This is a genomic window from Streptosporangium sp. NBC_01810 (genome assembly GCF_035917355.1).
In the GTDB taxonomy this organism is placed as follows: Bacteria; Actinomycetota; Actinomycetes; order Streptosporangiales; family Streptosporangiaceae; genus Streptosporangium.
In genome coordinates this window covers 1,427,268-1,443,350 of sequence record NZ_CP109070.1, presented here as the reverse complement: position 1 = coordinate 1,443,350, position 16,083 = coordinate 1,427,268, and the positions used below count along the sequence as shown (strand labels likewise).

Below are 16,083 nucleotides of genomic sequence, written 5' to 3'. Positions count from 1 at the left end.
CGGTACGCCGGGAGATCCCTAGGCGCGAGCGTCACCAGGCGGTACGGCCGTGCCGTCGCCGGGCGGTACGGCCGTGCCGTCGCCGCCGTCGTCGTGCGGCGCCGCGGTGAGGTAGGCGGCCCTGCCCACCATGTAGGCGGCCACCGCGGCCGTCACCACCTGGTAGACGGCGACCAGGAGTATGACGCCGGCGATCTTCCAGCTGGGGTCGCGCAGCCACATGGCGAGCAGGATGAGGTGGAGCCCGAGCACCTGGGGCTTGGTCGCCGCGTGCATGCGCGCCAGAGTGCCGGGGAACCTGACCATGCCCACCCCCGCGGCGAACGCCAGTCCCGCCCCCAGCAGCAGGCAGACGGCCGCGGCCACGTCCATCACGGTCACCGGGCACGCCCGGAGAAGAACCTGGCCAGCGAGACCGAGCCGACGAACCCCAGCAGGGACAGCACCAGCAGCACGGGCAGTACCGAGTAGTCCCGGTAGGTCGCCGCCCCCGCCCCGATCGCGCAGATGACGACGGCGGTGAGCACATCCAGCGCGACGGCCCGGTCCAGCATCGTCGGACCGCGCACCAGGCGGTAGAGCGTCATCGCCGCGGCGGCGGCGAGCAGCCCCAGAACGATCAGGTACACCGTCGTCATCGCACCTCCTCCTGGTCCGCGCGGGTGCCGAAGGCGGCCACGATGCGGTTCTCCAACCGGGTCACGTCATCCTGGGTGACCTGTCCGACCGTCGCCGGATCCCCCGGAACGCCGAGCACGTGGAGCAGCAGCGTTCTCCGGCGGACGTTCGCCTCCAGCACCAGGCTGCCCGGCAGCGCCGACAGCGCCACGGTCACCAGCACGGCCATGGCCTCCGACGAGGCGCGTAGCCTCACCTCGACGAGCTGCATCGGCGGCGGCCTGCCCAGGCGCAGCGCCCAGAAGGCGACCCGGAAGCTGGACACCATCATGTCCCGTACGAAGCGGACGAGGAACAGCAGGATCCAGACGGGGTGGAGCCGGAGGCCGGTGTCCTGAATCGGCAGGGGCAGCAGCCACACGAGGACCAGCCCGACCAGCAGGCCGCCGAGCACGTTGCCCACGCTCAGGTCTCCCCAGAGCAGCAGCCAGATCACGGTCAGCCAGAGCACCTGCGGCAGCGGCACGGGCCTGCCCGGCAACCGGGGCGCCGGGAGCACCCGGCGGGGCTCGCTCACCGCTCACCGCCGAGCACCGCGGAGATGTACGGTTCGCGGGCCAGCAGTTCCGCCGCGGCCCGCTCCGACAGGGCGAACAGCGGGCCGGCCAGCACGGTGAAGGACAGCGCCAGCGCCACCAGGGCGGCCGTGGAGGCGAACATGAGCTTCGGCATGGTGACGGAGGTGACGATCGCCTCGGCCGCGGTCCCGCTCCGGGCGCCCGCGCCCGGCTCCCCCTGCGGCTCTGCCCCGTCCTCGCCTTCCTGGGTCTCCAGCACGGTTCCCCCCTCGGTGACCATTCCCGCGGGCGGTACCCGCCAGAAGGCCTTGTTCCAGGTCGTGGCCACCGCGTACAGGGTGAGCAGGCTGGTCACCAGCCCTCCCGCGACCAGGGTCAGGGCCATCGGGCCGCCGTCCGCCACTCCCGCCTGGATCAGCCCGAGCTTGCCCAGGAAGCCCGACATCGGCGGGATGCCCGCCAGGTTCATCGCGGGCACGAAGAAGAGCACCGCGATCACGGGTGTCAGTTTCGCCAGGCCGCCGAGGCCGTCCAGGGAAGTGGTACCGGTGCGGCGCTCGATCATGCCGGTCACCAGGAACAGGCTCGTCTGCACGGTGATGTGGTGGGCCACGTAGAAGACGGCACCTGCCATGCCCTGGACGCTGTACAGGGCGACTCCGAACACCATGTAGCCGATATGGCTGACCAGGGTGAAGGAGAGCATCCGTTTTATATCGGTCTGGGCTACCGCCCCGAGAACCCCGACGAGCATGGTCAGCAGCGCCGCCCACATCAGCAGGCCGCTCACCGGGCCACCGGGGAACAGCAACGCCTCCAGCCGGATGATCGAGTAGATGCCGACCTTGGTGAGCAGCCCGGCGAAGAGCGCCGTCGCGGGAGCGGGCGCGGTCGGATACGAGTCGGGCAGCCACGCCGACATCGGGAAGATCGCGGCCTTGACCACGAAGACCAGCAGGAGTGTCAGCTCGACCAGCAGCCTGACGTGCTGGGGCAGCATCGAGAAGCGCTCGGCCAGCTGCGCCAGCGACACGGTGCCCGTGGCGCCGTAGGCCACCGCGATCGCGACGAGGAACAACAGTGACGACGCCAGTCCTATCACCGTGTAGGTGGCGCCCGCCCGGATGCGGGACTCGGTCCCGCCGAAGGTCAGCAGCACGTACGAGCCGCCGAGTAGCATCTCGAACCCGACGAAGAGGTTGAACAGGTCACCGGACAGGAAGGCGTCCGACACTCCGGCGACCATGATCAGATAGGCCGGGTGGAAGATCGACAGTGAGGCCTTGTGCTCCTGGTCCGCCCAGGACTGGGAGAGCGAGTAGATCATCACGCAGAGCGTCACCGCGGAGGAGACCGCCAGCATCAGCGTGGAGAGACGGTCGGCGACGAGCGCGATGCCGATCTGCGCGCCCCAGCCCCCGGCACGGGACACCAGCGGGCCCCCGCTGTCGGCCGCGACCAGCAGGAACAGCGACACGATCAGCACCACCGCGAGCGTGCCCACGCTGATGAGTGCCTGGAGCCTGCGCAGCCTGCTGCCGATGGCCAGCTTGAGACCGACGGCCAGCAGCGGCAGCACCACGGGCACCGGGATGAGCGCCTCCATCAGTCCTCGCCCTCCAGCTCGGGATCCTGCGCCCTGGCCTGCCGCGCCCGGTCCTCCCGGATGGCGGCGCGCATCTGCCTGCGGGCGTCGCGCTGGCGGGCGCGAAGCCGCTTGCGGATCTCGCGCTCCCGCGCGGCCTGCTCCCGCCTCCTGCGGGCGAACTCGGCGCGCATCTCCCTCACGCGCCTCTCCCGGCCCTCCTTGGAGACGTCCTCCGCCTGCTGGGCCTCGGCGAAACGCTCGGCGAGCCGCTCGGCGGACAGGCCGTCGTTCTTGTGCTCCTGCAGCCAGCGGCCCAGGTCGACGTTGACGTCGAGGATCTGCTGCTCCAGCTCATCCAGTTCCCTGCGCTCCCGCTCGTGCTGGGCCTCCTCCAGCCGGGCCAGCTCGGCCCGCTGCTCGCGGACCAGCCGCTGGTAGGCCTCCTCGCGGTCGAGCACGGCCTGGCCGAGCTCACCGCGCCTGGCGCGCAGCCGCACCCGGCGGTCCTCGGTGTCGTCCTGTACCTCGTCGGCGCCGGTGAGCTGCCAGGACCGGTGGATCATGGCGAGCAGGAAGGCGGTGACGCCCAGCGTGATGACGATGGCGGTGAGCACCATGGCCTGCGGCAGCGGGTCGGCCATCCGCTCCGGGTCGGACACGCCCAGGATCGGTGGTTCCCCCGGCGGCCCGCCCACGGTGAGGATCAGCAGGTTCACCCCGTTGCCGAGCAGGATGACCCCGGCCAGCAGCCGGACCAGGCTCCGCTCAAGGAGGAGCGTGACCCCCGCGGCCACGAGCGCGGCGACCACCAGGAGAGGCAGCACGGGCGCGGTCATCGGCTCTCCCCCTCCTCGATCTGCCGATCCAGCTCGGCGCCCAGGCTGCGCAGGATGTCCCGCACCATGCCGATCACCGTGATGTAGACCCCGAGGTCGAACAGGAGCACCGTCGACAGGTGCAGCTTGCCGACCAGCGGGACGTACAGGTCGGCGGAGAGCATGTCCAGCGGCCCCGCACCGGCCGACAGCCCCACCAGGGCGGTGAGCGTGGACAGCAGGAGCCCCAGGCCGATCAGCACCCCGGGGGCGACCGGCGCGGCGGCGGTCAGCTCGTGCCTGCCTCCGGCGAGGTAGCGCAGGACCAGCGCGAGACCGGCCACGATGCCCCCGGCGAACCCGCCGCCCACCCCGCTGTGCCCGGTGAACAGCAGGAAGACCGAGACCAGCATCACGGTGTGGAAGGTCACCCGGGCCACGAATTCGAGGACGACCGTCCGCTGCCCGGGCGGCAGACTGGTCGCCAGCCAGTACGTCCGGGGCTCCTCACCGGTTCTCTCCTCGCCGGTTTTCTCCGTCGGAGGCTGCGGCGCGTACGAGCGGCTGCGCAGGAAGACCAGGCCGGTCATGCCGAGGGTGAGGACGACGAGCACGGAGCTCTCCCCCATGGTGTCCCAGGCCCTGATGTCGACCAGGAGCGCGCTGACGATGTTGGCGGCCCCGGCCTCCTTCGCCGCTTCGGCCATCAGCGTGCCGATCGGTGTCGCCTGCCGCGCGTTCATCGCGAGCAGGCCGGCCCCCGCCACCACGACGCCGCTCACGATGCCGAGGGTGAGCCGCGCGCCGAACGGCACCCGGGGCCGGTCCTCCCTCGGCCCGAGGGGAAGCCTCCGCAGCACCAGCACGAACACGACCAGGCTCAGCGTCTCGACGAGGAACTGGGTCAGCGCCAGGTCCGGCGCGCCGTGGACGAGGAACAGCAGCGCCGTGCCGTACCCGGTCAGGCCCGCCAGCAGCACCAGCACGATGTGCGAGCGCACCCTGAGCGCGATGGCCGCCGCGGCGATGATGAGCACGCCGATGACGGGCTGCTCGATACGGTCCCAGGCCACCAGGTCCAGCCGAAGGTCGGGTTCGGGACCGTACGCCAGTGAGAAGGCGCCCACCCCCGCCACCGAGACGAATGCGATCATGAGGTAGTCGGGCAGTGAGCCACGCTGGACGACGCCGGTCAGCTGCAGGGAGAAACGTTCCAGCCCGCGGACCAGGGCCCAGTAGGCCCGGCCGGAGTCGATCAGGTGCAGGGCCTCCCCGATCCGCGCCAGCGGCTTCCTGGCCAGGAAGAGGAGCGCTCCACCCGCCAGCGCGACGGCCGACAGCAGCAGCGGCACCGGGGCGCCGCTCCACAGCGCGAGGTGGGTGCCGTGGCCGGGTCCGGGGAAGGTGTCGGTGTAGCTCCGCATCGCCTCGCCGTACCGTGCGGCGAACGGGGCCGCGGCGAGGCCGAGCACCGAGAGCAGTGCGGGCGGCAGGAGCATCGCGGCGCCCGCGGGGTGCACCGGCACCGGCTCGACACCGGGCTTGGCGCCGAAGGCGCCCCACAGGAAACGCGCACTGTAGCCGGCGGTGAGCGCCGACCCGAGGACGACTCCGGCGAGCACCGCCGTGTCGGTGCCCCGGCCGGTCAGCAGCGACTCGAAGGCCGCCTCCTTGCCGACGAACCCCAGGAACATCGGGATGCCCACCATCGAGGCGGCGGCCCCGGTGGCGACCGCGGCCGGCCACGGCGCCGAGCGCCGCAGGCCGCTCAGCTCGCGCAGGTCGCGGGTGCCCGTGGAGTGGTCGATGACGCCGACGACCAGGAAGAGGGAGGCTTTGAACAGTGCGTGCGCGAGCAGCATCCCGACCCCGGCGATCGCGGTGTCGCGGGTGCCCGCGCCGAACAGCACAGTCAGGAAACCCAGCTGGCTCACCGTGCCGTAGGCGAGCAGCTTCTTGAGGTCGTGCTCGCGCAGCGCCCGCCAGGCGCCGAGCAGCATGGTGAGCAGGCCCAGGGGTACGGCGACCCACCGCCAGGCGGCGAGCTCCCCGAAGGCCGGGCCCAGGCGGGCGAGCAGATAGATTCCCGCCTTCACCATCGCCGCGGCGTGCAGGTAGGCCGAGACCGGTGTCGGCGCGGCCATCGCCGCGGGCAACCACATGCTGAACGGGAAGACCGCCGACTTCGACAGCGCGCCGACCAGGATCAGCACCACCGCCACCGCCACCAGGCCGCCGGACGGCGGGCTCTGCACGATCCGCGAGATGCGATACGTTCCCGCGGCCTCGCCGAGCACGACCATGCCGCCCAGCATCGCCAGGCCGCCGAACGTGGTGACGATCAGCGCCTGCATCGCGGAGCGGCGGCTGGTCCTGCCGGCGGGGTCGTGGCCGATCAGCAGGTAGGAGAAGACAGTGGTCAGCTCCCAGAACACATAGAGCAGCAGGAGGTCGTCCGCGACCACCAACCCGAGCATCGCCCCGGCGAAGGCCACGAGCACCCCGGCGAACCGGCCGAGCCCCTCGGCGCCTGCGGAGAAGTAGCGCGAGCAGTACAGCACGACCAGCGTGCCCACACCCGTGACCAGGGCCATCATGAGCACGGCCAGCGCGTCGGCGCGGAAGGACAACCCCAGGCCGAGGCCCGGCGCCCAGTCGTGGTGCGACTCGACGGGGACACCGGTCAGGGCGATCCAGATCGTGTAGCCGAACCCGCAGGCCAGTGGCACGGCGAGCAGGAGGAACGCGGCCCGGCCGAAGCGGCGCACCAGCGCCGGGGCGAGCACCGCCGCCACTGCATGCAGGATCAGCAGCGGCTCCATGTTCCCCCGTGACCCGTCGTGGCAGACGTACGCCAGGATCCTAAAAGGAGCGCGTTTTACCGGTCAAACACGCGGACCGCCGGTCCGAACACCACAGATTCCTCACCGGAGCATGATCAATTCCTTGAACACCCGCCTCAGCAGGGGTGGAGACATGATCTCGGCACGTCCCGCCGACGCGATCACTTCCGTCCGGTTGTGACCACCGTCACCGTTTCCTGCCGGTACGGCCGAGCAGCCAGCCGATCACTGCGCTGCCGAGCGCGACGCCCGCGCCCATCCCGAACGCGGCGAGGAGCGACCAGGCGGGGACTCCGGGCCTGGACTGCTTGGCCGGGCGCTCGAAGACGTGCGCGGGGCCGGCTTCGAGCGTTGTTCCGGGCGTGACGGGCGTGACGGGCGTGACGGGCGTGACGGGCGTGACGGGCGTGACGGGCGTGACGGGCGTGACGGGCGTGACGGGCGCAGTGGACGCAGTGGACGCAGTGGACGCAGTGGGCACGGTGTACGCGGTGTCCTCCGAGGGGGCACCGGTGGTGAGGACGGGAGCGAGGGCCGGGGCGGCAGGGGCCTCGCCGGAGACCTCGCCGGAGATCTCGCCGGAGACGAGGTGACTCTCCACGGCGGAGAAGAAGTCACCCGCGGTCTTCCTTGCGACGGAGCCGAGCATGCGCTGGCCGACGCCACCGATCATGCCGCCGATCACCGCCTCGGCGTCGTAGTCGATCCGGGTGCCACCCTCGACCTCGCTGAGACGGACCTCCACCGTGGCGTCCACGGTGCCGGGGGCGCCCTGGCCACGGGCCCTGAGCACGAACCGTTCCGGGGCCTCCGGCTCCGACAGGGCGACCTCGCCCTGGTAGACGCCCTTGATGGAGGCCACGCCCGCGGTGACGGTCATCCGGTAGGTGTCCGGGCCCGTCTCCTCAAGGCGCTCGCATCCCGGGATCGTGCGCACGAGCACGGCCGGGTTCTGGAGCGCTGACCACACACGATCTCTGTCGATGCCGAGCACGGCACTGCCTGCGAGCTTCACACCAAGCACCCTAGGCAATCTCCGGGCGGGCGGATAACAGCAACATCTGCCCGCCGGGACGACCCGTCGTTGTCAGTGCTGCCGCCCTGACGCACGAGACCGACCGGCGCGGACGGGTCAGCCGGGCGCGGGGCTTCCGGCTCGCAGGGACGCGCCCACGTCGTGCAGGTGGCGCAGCGCCTGCGCGTACGAGCTGACGATCCCGGACTCCAGGTAGTCGACACCCAACTCCTCGCAGTAGGCCCGGACGATCGGCTGGGCACGGCGCAGGTTGGGCATCGGCATGCTGGGGAAGAGGTGGTGCTCGATCTGGTAGTTGAGCCCGCCGAGCACGGCGTCGAGGACCCTGCCGCCGCGCACGTTGCGCGAGGTCAGCACCTGGCGCCGGAGGAAGTCGAGCTTCTCCTCGCCCCTGAGCATCGGCATGCCCTTGTGGTTGGGCGCGAAGGTGCAGCCCAGGTAGACACCGAAGATCGCCTGGTGCACCAGGAGGAAGACCACGGCCTTGCCCGGTGACAGCACCGTGAACAGCGCGCCCAGATACAGGACGGCGTGCACGGTCAGTAGCGACGCCTCCACGGCCCGGTGCTTGGTCGTCGGGCGCATCAGGGCCCTGACACTGGACACGTGCAGGTTGAACCCCTCCAGCGTGAGCAGCGGGAAGAACAGGAACGCCTGCCGGCGGCCCAGGAGCCTGGGCAGCCCCCTGCTCTCGGCGGCCTGCTCGTGCGACCAGATCAGGAAGTCGGGGGCGACGTCGGGGTCATGGTCCTCGTGGTTGGGGTTGGCGTGGTGGCGGGTGTGCTTGTCCATCCACCAGCCGTAGCTCATGCCGATGGAGAGGTTTCCGGCCACCAGTCCGGCGATCTCGCTGGAACGGCGGGAGCGGAAGACCTGGCGGTGGGCCAGGTCGTGGGCGACCAGCCCGATCTGCGCGAACACCACCGCGAGGAAGGCGGCGACCAGCAGTTGATACCACGAGTCGCCGACGGCGAAGAAGACGGCCCAGCCGCCGACGAAGGACGCCGCCACCAGGCCGAGCCGTGCGGCGTAGTACCCGGGGCGCCGGTCCAGCAGCCCCGCCTGGACGATCCGGCGCGACAGCCGGGCGAAATCACTACCCCGTTCCGCGCTTTCAAGGGGGACGGGGGGATCCGCGTCGTCTATCGCGGTGGAGTTGGTCACGGTTCTCCTCAGATGGGCCGGATCACTCGACATGATTACGTCAGCCGGCGACGCCACACATCCGCGTCGGCCGAACATGACGACTTTCCCAGGATCGCGTGGCCGCCGTGATCGCAAACCCCCGCTTCCACCCCTAGTCGTGGTAGTGCTGACCCTACCCCGCTAAATGCCATGATCATGGGAGTACAGAACATAGCCATTTGAATCGCCCCGCGAGGCACGATCAGACAGACTCCCGCGAATCACCTCGCGAGGCATGATCGAACGGACTCCCGGCTGCTGGCAGGATGGTCGCCCATGGCATCGGGGACTCACTGGACGATAAGAGCGGCGGCGGCGACGGCCCTGGCGGTGAGCGCCGGGTGCGCCACGGGCCTGGACGGCGGGCCCGGCGAGGGTGCCGCCCCCGCGCCAGGAGTCTCCTCCGGCTCGGGGAAGGCCCCCGCCGGTACGGATGGCCGAGCCGCGAGGAAGGCGGCAGGGCCACCGGGTGCGATGCCCAGGCGGGGTGAGGTGGGCGTGATCCCCCGTCCCGGTGACGGCCTGCCTCCGGTGATCAGCTCCATCCCCACCAGGCGGAAGGTCGTCTTCCTGACCATCGACGACGGCTGGGAGCAGGATCCGGGCTTCGTGGCACAGGTCCGCGACCAGCGGATCCCCGTGGCGGCCTTCGTCACCCGCGACGCCGTGGAGGCCAGGGGCGCGGCCGATCCGACCGCCCAGGGCAGCAGGTTCCTGGGCGCGGGCAAGTGGGGGTACGTACGCGACCTGCGCGACGCGGGGGCGACGATCGAGAACCACACGCTGACGCACCCGAACCTGCCCGCGCTCGGCTACGAGGGGCAGAAGGCCGAGATCTGCGGTACCTCCACACTGATCCGCAGGCACACCGGCACCGCGCCCACCCTGTTCCGCCCCCCGTTCGGCAACCACAACACCGCGACCCGCAGGGCCGCCAAGGCCTGCGGTATCGACGCGCTCCTGCTCTGGACCGCGACCGTGCAGCCGGGCGGGAAGATCGCCTACCAGGTGCCCGACAAGAGGCTCCGCCCCGGCGACGTGCTGCTGTTGCACTTCCGGCCGAACCTCGCCCGTGACTTCAAGATCCTCATCGCCAAGATCAAGCGCCGGGGGTTCGAGCTCGGTAACCTCGACGCGTACCTGAAGGCGGCGCCCCTGCGACCCTCCCCCGCTTCGCGCGGGAAGTAAGGGCTCGCGATGTCGCCCGCGCGGCGTACCTCGAAATCACTCCGGAGGTGGACGCCCCGGGGGTGCCGCACGCTCCACCATGGAGTCACGCCTCCGGGGGGATGGCGGGCGGCGGGGATGTGCCCGGCGTGACGGGAGACATGTCCCTTCATGCCGGGCCATACGTGGAGACATTCCCTGCGGCATGAGGAGAGCCGGCGTCGCGAGCCGAGGGACGGTCTCGGTCCGGCGGAGAAGTGCGGTCTCGCACCGAATCATGTGACAAAGATCGCATCAGCTCGCGGCGTCTCCTCCCCCCTTTACTCTACAGCCTGTAGTACTACTAGAAGTAGAACTACAAGCCGTAGAGCAACAGGCCCGCGAGGGAAACGCGAAGGGAAGATGGACGCACTAGACCTGGCTCGGTGGCAGTTCGGGGTGACCACCGTGTACCACTTTCTGTTCGTACCCCTGACCATCGGCCTCGGCGTCTTCGTCGCCGGCCTGCAGACCGCCTGGCACCGCACGGGCAAGGAGCACTACCTGCGGCTCACGAAGTTCTTCGGAAAGATCTTCCTGATCAACTTCGCGATGGGCGTGGTGACCGGCATCGTGCAGGAGTTCCAGTTCGGCATGAACTGGAGCGAATACTCGATCTTCGTCGGCGACGTCTTCGGCGCCCCGCTGGCGCTGGAGGCACTGCTCGCGTTCTTCCTGGAGTCGACCTTCATCGGTCTGTGGATCTTCGGCTGGGACAAGCTGCCCAAACGCATCCACCTGGCCACCATCTGGATCGCGGTCATCGGCTCCACCGTGTCCGCCTACTTCATCCTCGCCGCCAACGCCTGGATGAAGCACCCGGTCGGCTACGAGGTGGTCGACGGCAAGGCCCGGATGACCGACCTGTGGGCGGTGCTCACCAACTCCGCCGCCCTCGTGCAGGTGCCCCACGTGGTGGGGGCGGCCTTCGTGGTCGGGGGCGGTTTCGTGCTGGCGATCTGCGGCTACCAGGTCCTGCGGGAGCGGCGCGCCGCCCCCGAGGGGGCCTTGCCGGCCCGGCGGAACACGGCGAGCATCTGGCGGACCCCGATCCGGGCCGCACTGGTCATGACGGCGCTCGCCGGCGCGGTGGTCGCGGTCAGCGGGGACATGTCCGCCAAACTGCTGTACGAGCAGCAGCCGATGAAGCTGGCCGCCGCCGAGGGACTCACCCACGACACGGCCGGCGCGGCGTTCTCCCCGGTGCCGGGGGTGGAGATCCCCAAACTGCTCAGCTTCCTGTCCACCAACGACCCGAACTCGGTCGTCCAGGGCACAGCGGACCTGCAGGCCCGGTTCACCGAGCAGTTCGGCCCGGCCGACTACCTGCCCAACCTGCCGGTGGTCTTCTGGTCCTTCCGCGTGATGATCGTCTTCGGGATGGCCACGGTGGGCCTGTCGATTCTCGGTCTCTGGCTGACCCGCAAACGCCGCGGCGGCAACCGCCCGCAGCAGGAGATCCCGGCCTGGTTCGCCAGGGCCGCCCTGCTGGCGCTGCCGCTGCCGACCATCGCGATGATCTCGGGCTGGCTGCTCTCCGAGATCGGCCGCCAGCCGTGGACCGTCCAGGGTGAGCTGCTCACCGCGGCGAGCGTGTCGCCCGGCGTGAGCCTCACCGAGGTGGCCCTCTCGCTGGCGATCTTCACTCTGGTGTACGGCGTGTTCGCGGTGGCCGAGGCCGTACTGATCACCCGCCACGTCAAGACGGGCCCCGAGCCCGCCGTCCCCGCCGCACCCCTCACCCCGCCCTCGCGCGACGACGACCAGGCCGCGAGCGCCCGGCTCCAGCCGACCCTGATGTACTGAAGGCGACCACCATGGAACTCACCACCTTCTGGTTCATACTCATCGCGTTCCTGTGGATCGGCTACTTCGTGCTGGAGGGCTTCGACTTCGGCGTGGGCATGCTGGCACCGGCGCTGGCCAGGAACGAGGCCGAGCGCAAGCAGGTCCTGGGCACGATCGGCCCGGTCTGGGACGGCAACGAGGTCTGGCTGATCACCGCGGTCGGCGCCATGTTCGCCGCCTTCCCCGCCTGGTACGCCGGGCTGCTCAGCGAGTTCTACCTGCCGATCACACTGATCCTCGTCGGCCTGATCGTGCGCGGCGTCGGCCTGGAGTGGCGCGGCAAGGTCCAGCACGCCTCCGACCGCGTCTGGTGCGACCTGGGCGTGCTGGTCGGCAGCGCGCTTCCCGCGTTCCTGTGGGGTGCCGTCTTCGCCGACCTGCTGCGGAACAGCGCGACGGCCGCGCTGGTCGGCGGAGTGCTCTCCCTCTCGCTGTGCGTGCTGCACGGGGCGGTGTTCGTCGCGCTCAAGACCTCGGGGCCGGTGCGCTCCCGCGCCCGGCGCGCCGCGATGATCGCCGCCGCGGTGGCGCTGCCCGCCGCGGTGGCGGCACTGCCGAACATCCCGGCCACGGATGCGGTGGCCGCCGGCTGGTCGGCGGCCCCGTGGCTCTGGGCGGGCGCGCTCGCCTCGGTGGCGGCCCTGGCCGCGGGGATCGCGCTGACCTGGCGCGGCCGGGACGGCTGGGCGTTCGCCGCCACCGCCTCGTCCATCGCGCTGGGCGGCGCCGCCCTGTTCGGCGCCCTGTGGCCCGCCCCGCTCCCCGGCCTCACCGTCGCCGAGGCCGCCTCCGGCCCGTACACGCTGGGCATGCTCACCTGGATCGGTCTGATCGCGCTGCCGTTCGTGCTCGGCTACCAGGCGTGGTCGTACTGGGTCTTCCGCAAGCGCCTGGTCGCCGAGGTGTCCTGAGACATCCTGCCCGCCACGGGCCGGGCTTCCCGCTTCACCGCCGGCCCCGGTCGCTGGCCGCCGGTCCCAGTCGCCGGCCCCGATCGTCGGGCCCGGTCGCCGGCCCCGGTCGCCGGCCCCGGTCGCCGGGGAGAGCCCTACCCCGAACCTGCGCGTGGCGTTCAGTACAGGCCGAGCCTGGCGAGCGGCTCGACCAGCTCCCTCTCCTCGTACGACAGGTGGGACAGGAGCGTGTCGGTGAGCAGGTCCATGGCCGCCCGCAGCTCATTGTGGCCGTCCGGCCGGCTCGTCACCGAACTGGCCCCCGACACCGCCTCCCCACCCGCCAAACCACGCCGCTCCCCCGCCACTGAGCGTCGGCCTCCGTCACCGCCGTATCCCCTGAGGGCTCATCCGAAGAACGACCTCTCCGACACAAGGTCGGCCAATAACTACACGGCGAATCCAAATAAAAACCCACCGTGACATTCTTGCCCTTCATAGTATGCCTGCATACTATGAAGGGAGTTCGCCATGGCGTGGAACCTGGAGTTGACGGAGGAGGTTCGAGAGTGGTTGCACGCGACACGAGCAAGTGATCGCGCGACTTCAAGACTGGTCGGCCAGGCCATCCAGACCCTCATCGAGATCGGACCCGCTCTCGGAAGGCCACTGGTTGACAGGATCACAGGCTCCACCCTGCAGAACATGAAAGAACTCCGTCCCGGATCATCGGGCCGGAGCGAGATCAGGATCCTGTTCGCCTTCGATCCCCGTCGCAACGCCGTGCTTCTGGTGGCCGGCGACAAGGCTGGGGAATGGAACATTTGGTACGAAAAGGCGATACCGCTCACAGAGAGTCTCTTCACCGAATGGATAGAACGACTGGAAGCATCACCGAAGGAGCACGAGCGATGACCACATTCCACCGGTGGGACGACGTCAAACACGAGATCTTCGACGAGGAGGACATCACCGCGATCGACGAGGGCGCGGCCGAGGCGGTCACTGCCATCAGGCTGACCGCCGTGCGCAAACAACTGGGCCTGCGCCAGATTGACGTCGCGGAGCGGATGCACGTGCGACAGGAGAGGATTTCCGCGATCGAACGCGGGGAGCTGGGGTCTGCGACGCTGGGCACGCTAACGGCATACGTCCAGGCGCTTGGAGGGCGACTTGAAGTGGTCGCCACCGTCGACGAGCACCGCTATCGCATCGCCTGACCGGACTGGAGAGGGCGAAGCACTTCCCGTGGCGAGTTGACCTCAAGGTCACTTGAGGTTGAAGGATGGCGTCCATGGACATCGGAGTGATTCTGCCCGGCATCGGCGTGCAGCGGGAGCAGCGGCTCGATCTGGGCACCGCCGCGCGCCATGCCGAGGAGGCCGGGCTGGACGGCGTCTGGCACGGCGACCACCTCGCCACCGGGGCCGCATCACTGGACTGCGCCGTGGCGCTGGCCGTCGCGGCGACGACGACCAGCCGGATCCGGATCGGCGCGAGCGTGTTCGTCCCGGCGATCCGGCCCCTGGCCTGGGCGGCCAAGCAGGTCGCGAGCCTGCAGCACGTCTCGGGCGGCCGGCTGGTGCTGGGCGTCGGCTCCGGCGGCGGGGCCGGGCAGTGGGCGGCGGCCGGAGTGCCGTACGGCGAGCGCGGCAGACGGACCGACACCGCACTGGAGCTGCTGGCGCGGCTGCTGGCCGGGGAGACCGTCGCGCTGGTGGACGAGCCGGGAGAGGTGCGGCTCCAACCGGCCGTGACGCCGCCGCCGATCTGGGTCGGCAACGCCTCGGCGGTGGCCGTGCGGCGGGCGGCCCGCTATGGGGACGGCTGGTTCCCCTCGATGATCCCGCCGTCGGAGGTGGCCTCGGGCCGAACCAGGCTGGCCGAGCTCGCCGCCGCCCACGGGCGCCCCGAGCCGGTCGTCGCCATCGGCGCCACCGGCGTCCTCGGTTCGGGGCCCGGCCTGCCCACCCGCGAGTCCATCGCCTCGGGTATCACCGGGTACGGCATCCCCATGGAGGAGGCCGTGCAGCTGCCCCTCACCGGGAAACCCGCGCAGGTGGCCGAGCGGCTGGCCGCCTACCGTGACGCCGGGGCGCGTCACCTGGTCCTTGGCTTCGCGGGCGGCGACTGGCGCGACCAGTGCGATCTGCTGGCCGAGACCCGCGCGCTCCTGGGCTGACCATGGACGTTGGTGACGGCGACACGGTTGAATGATCTTGAAGTGGGCAAGAACTTCGGCCGCCCGCTGGACGATAACGGAAAGCGATGTGTTCGCCGACGATAGCCGGGTAGGGTTGGCGGTGCCGCCCCCTGCTAGGGGGAGAGGAAGTGAGCCCGGGTTTACTGCCGGAACTGACAGGACCCCGGGCTTCGCGCTGTTCTCAATCAGTCGCAGCGCAGTCGATCGACGATCACCCCTTCTTCGAGAATCCCCAGCAGTGCCGTGTCCCCTGCGGCCGCTGCCGCGATGACGCCCGCAAGGATGTCGGGAAGCCAGAGGAGTTCGTCGCAAAGAGGGTCGGCCCACTCGACGCGCATCTCGTCAGGCAACATGTTCTGCGCGCGTAGAGCGTTAACCATGTCGAGGTCTTCCTTGTTGCCCGCCTGACCGCGCCCCTCCATGATCACGTGGGGCACACGTCGTTGGGCGAGTCGCCAGTAGAGGCGATCCATGCATTTACGTCGAGCACGCTTCTGTTTTGATGACGGCATATCGGTGCCCACGACCGCGATCACGTCGAGCGACAGTTCGGCAAGCGCATAGACGATCTCAAGACGGCGTTTCGGCCTTTCGTCCCGCCAGTGCAGGCGCGGCTGCTTGGAGAGAAGCAATGCGCGAAGAGCCGCCCTGTACGTAACGGCCTGGTGGTTGGGAACGACCGCGGCGGCCAGCACATAGAGTCCGGCACCGACCCGCATGGACTCATCAATGTACGCGCATGACTCGCTGTTCACGATCTGTCACCGTAAGGGATCGGTACGACATCCGCCCTTGGTTCGTCGATAGTGAGCAGGCTGTTCGGAGAGGGGCATGCGGTTCATCGACGAGATCAACGGGGTGACTTCGCGAAGATCTTCGGTGAGCTGTGCTTCCGCGGACGGTTCGCCGCGCTGGTGGGCGACGAGCACTCGCTCGCGGATTCCTGGCTTGACCTTCATTCGTCGCGGCGGAGCGGGCTTTGACCTGGTGTGGGCCACGCAAGCTGTCCTGAGATCCCATCGGCCAGGTCCCTGACATCGGTCCTCCTGGTCGAGCGCGCCTGGGGAGTTCCGGTGTCATCCGTTGGCGGTGCTTCGGGAGAACGGGTTTCGTCAGCTGTGACGTAGCGAAGGGGAGGTTGGAAGCGATAACCGGGGTGGGTCTCGCACCGGCGAGAACCCGGGTCTCGTGCCGAGCAGGAAAGGCGATCGCCATTACCGGTGATCACCCGACCCGCTCTGGACCACGAACGGGAGAGTGAGGAGGAGGC

The 16,083-nt window shown here is 70.0% G+C and carries 16 protein-coding genes; 6 read left to right on the top strand and 10 right to left on the bottom strand.

Features of this window, described 5'->3' with window-relative positions:
• Positions 1 to 18: 18 nt before the first annotated feature.
• The 8 genes from mnhG to OIE13_RS06760 all read right to left on the bottom strand — a co-directional run bounded on the left by mnhG (position 19) and on the right by OIE13_RS06760 (position 8,642).
• On the bottom strand, positions 19 to 372 hold the full coding sequence (gene mnhG, locus OIE13_RS06795; RefSeq protein ID WP_326646843.1) for a monovalent cation/H(+) antiporter subunit G: 354 nt from the start codon (positions 370 to 372) through the stop codon (positions 19 to 21).
• A 5-nt stretch (positions 373 to 377) separates the two neighbouring features.
• Entirely contained in the window at positions 378 to 638 is a 261-nt protein-coding gene (locus OIE13_RS06790; protein WP_326641930.1) for a monovalent cation/H+ antiporter complex subunit F, read from the bottom strand.
• Positions 635 to 1,195 carry a Na+/H+ antiporter subunit E gene (locus OIE13_RS06785; RefSeq protein WP_326641931.1) on the bottom strand — a complete coding sequence of 187 codons (561 nt, stop codon included), beginning with the start codon at positions 1,193 to 1,195 and terminating at the stop codon, positions 635 to 637. The genes OIE13_RS06790 and OIE13_RS06785 overlap by 4 nt, the downstream gene beginning before the upstream one ends.
• Positions 1,192 to 2,802, bottom strand: a complete 1,611-nt coding sequence (locus OIE13_RS06780; protein ID WP_326641933.1) for a Na+/H+ antiporter subunit D — start codon at positions 2,800 to 2,802, stop codon at positions 1,192 to 1,194. The genes OIE13_RS06785 and OIE13_RS06780 overlap by 4 nt, the downstream gene beginning before the upstream one ends.
• Positions 2,802 to 3,620 carry a Na(+)/H(+) antiporter subunit C gene (locus tag OIE13_RS06775; protein WP_326641934.1) on the bottom strand — a complete coding sequence of 273 codons (819 nt, stop codon included), beginning with the start codon at positions 3,618 to 3,620 and terminating at the stop codon, positions 2,802 to 2,804. Before OIE13_RS06775 ends, OIE13_RS06780 begins: the two co-directional genes overlap by 1 nt.
• A complete protein-coding gene (locus tag OIE13_RS06770; RefSeq protein ID WP_326829747.1) occupies positions 3,617 to 6,421 on the bottom strand; it encodes a Na+/H+ antiporter subunit A in 2,805 nt (934 codons plus the stop codon). Before OIE13_RS06770 ends, OIE13_RS06775 begins: the two co-directional genes overlap by 4 nt.
• Positions 6,422 to 6,629: 208 nt before the next feature.
• Positions 6,630 to 7,457 (bottom strand): SRPBCC family protein, encoded by an 828-nt coding sequence (locus tag OIE13_RS06765; RefSeq protein ID WP_326829746.1) that lies wholly within the window; start codon positions 7,455 to 7,457, stop codon positions 6,630 to 6,632.
• Positions 7,458 to 7,574: 117 nt separating this feature from the next.
• Entirely contained in the window at positions 7,575 to 8,642 is a 1,068-nt protein-coding gene (locus tag OIE13_RS06760; protein ID WP_442811623.1) for a fatty acid desaturase family protein, read from the bottom strand.
• A 297-nt stretch (positions 8,643 to 8,939) separates the two neighbouring features.
• Between OIE13_RS06760 and OIE13_RS06755 the strand changes: the two genes are divergently transcribed.
• From OIE13_RS06755 to cydB, 3 genes are all read left to right on the top strand, one after another.
• On the top strand, positions 8,940 to 9,851 hold the full coding sequence (locus OIE13_RS06755) for a polysaccharide deacetylase family protein (RefSeq protein WP_326641940.1): 912 nt from the start codon (positions 8,940 to 8,942) through the stop codon (positions 9,849 to 9,851).
• A gap of 381 nt (positions 9,852 to 10,232) precedes the next feature.
• Positions 10,233 to 11,675, top strand: coding sequence for a cytochrome ubiquinol oxidase subunit I (locus OIE13_RS06750; protein ID WP_326641942.1), 1,443 nt, complete (start codon positions 10,233 to 10,235; stop codon positions 11,673 to 11,675).
• Positions 11,676 to 11,686: 11 nt separating this feature from the next.
• Positions 11,687 to 12,628 carry a cytochrome d ubiquinol oxidase subunit II gene (cydB, locus tag OIE13_RS06745; protein WP_326641944.1) on the top strand — a complete coding sequence of 314 codons (942 nt, stop codon included), beginning with the start codon at positions 11,687 to 11,689 and terminating at the stop codon, positions 12,626 to 12,628.
• 161 nt (positions 12,629 to 12,789) lie between these two features.
• Here the strand turns inward: cydB and OIE13_RS06740 are convergent, their stop codons facing one another.
• Positions 12,790 to 12,957, bottom strand: coding sequence for a hypothetical protein (locus OIE13_RS06740; protein WP_326641946.1), 168 nt, complete (start codon positions 12,955 to 12,957; stop codon positions 12,790 to 12,792).
• A 184-nt stretch (positions 12,958 to 13,141) separates the two neighbouring features.
• Here OIE13_RS06740 and OIE13_RS06735 point away from each other — a divergent pair, with 184 nt between their 5' ends.
• From OIE13_RS06735 to OIE13_RS06725, 3 genes are all read left to right on the top strand, one after another.
• The gene (locus OIE13_RS06735; RefSeq protein ID WP_326641948.1) at positions 13,142 to 13,525 is read left to right on the top strand and encodes a type II toxin-antitoxin system RelE/ParE family toxin; all 384 of its coding nucleotides are present in this window, start codon (positions 13,142 to 13,144) and stop codon (positions 13,523 to 13,525) included.
• Positions 13,522 to 13,830: a helix-turn-helix domain-containing protein gene (locus OIE13_RS06730; RefSeq protein ID WP_326641950.1), complete on the top strand. Its 309-nt coding sequence runs from the start codon at positions 13,522 to 13,524 to the stop codon at positions 13,828 to 13,830. Before OIE13_RS06735 ends, OIE13_RS06730 begins: the two co-directional genes overlap by 4 nt.
• Before the next feature lie 74 nt (positions 13,831 to 13,904).
• Positions 13,905 to 14,792 (top strand): LLM class flavin-dependent oxidoreductase, encoded by an 888-nt coding sequence (locus tag OIE13_RS06725; protein WP_326829745.1) that lies wholly within the window; start codon positions 13,905 to 13,907, stop codon positions 14,790 to 14,792.
• Positions 14,793 to 14,998: 206 nt separating this feature from the next.
• Here OIE13_RS06725 and OIE13_RS06720 read toward each other — a convergent pair whose 3' ends face one another.
• Positions 14,999 to 15,568 carry a hypothetical protein gene (locus OIE13_RS06720; RefSeq protein ID WP_326641954.1) on the bottom strand — a complete coding sequence of 190 codons (570 nt, stop codon included), beginning with the start codon at positions 15,566 to 15,568 and terminating at the stop codon, positions 14,999 to 15,001.
• Between the last annotated feature and the right edge of the window lie 515 nt (positions 15,569 to 16,083).

Bases quoted from the DNA above. Each gene is read 5' to 3' on its own strand.
- mnhG (WP_326646843.1), bottom strand. From the start codon at position 372: ATGGACGTGGCCGCGGCCGTCTGCCTGCTGCTGGGGGCGGGACTGGCG.
- OIE13_RS06790 (WP_326641930.1), bottom strand. From the start codon at position 638: ATGACGACGGTGTACCTGATCGTTCTGGGGCTGCTCGCCGCCGCCGCG.
- OIE13_RS06780 (WP_326641933.1), bottom strand. From the start codon at position 2,802: ATGGAGGCGCTCATCCCGGTGCCCGTGGTGCTGCCGCTGCTGGCCGTC.
- OIE13_RS06775 (WP_326641934.1), bottom strand. From the start codon at position 3,620: ATGACCGCGCCCGTGCTGCCTCTCCTGGTGGTCGCCGCGCTCGTGGCC.
- OIE13_RS06770 (WP_326829747.1), bottom strand. From the start codon at position 6,421: ATGGAGCCGCTGCTGATCCTGCATGCAGTGGCGGCGGTGCTCGCCCCG.
- OIE13_RS06755 (WP_326641940.1), top strand. From the start codon at position 8,940: ATGGCATCGGGGACTCACTGGACGATAAGAGCGGCGGCGGCGACGGCC.
- OIE13_RS06750 (WP_326641942.1), top strand. From the start codon at position 10,233: ATGGACGCACTAGACCTGGCTCGGTGGCAGTTCGGGGTGACCACCGTG.
- cydB (WP_326641944.1), top strand. From the start codon at position 11,687: ATGGAACTCACCACCTTCTGGTTCATACTCATCGCGTTCCTGTGGATC.
- OIE13_RS06735 (WP_326641948.1), top strand. From the start codon at position 13,142: ATGGCGTGGAACCTGGAGTTGACGGAGGAGGTTCGAGAGTGGTTGCAC.
- OIE13_RS06730 (WP_326641950.1), top strand. From the start codon at position 13,522: ATGACCACATTCCACCGGTGGGACGACGTCAAACACGAGATCTTCGAC.
- OIE13_RS06725 (WP_326829745.1), top strand. From the start codon at position 13,905: ATGGACATCGGAGTGATTCTGCCCGGCATCGGCGTGCAGCGGGAGCAG.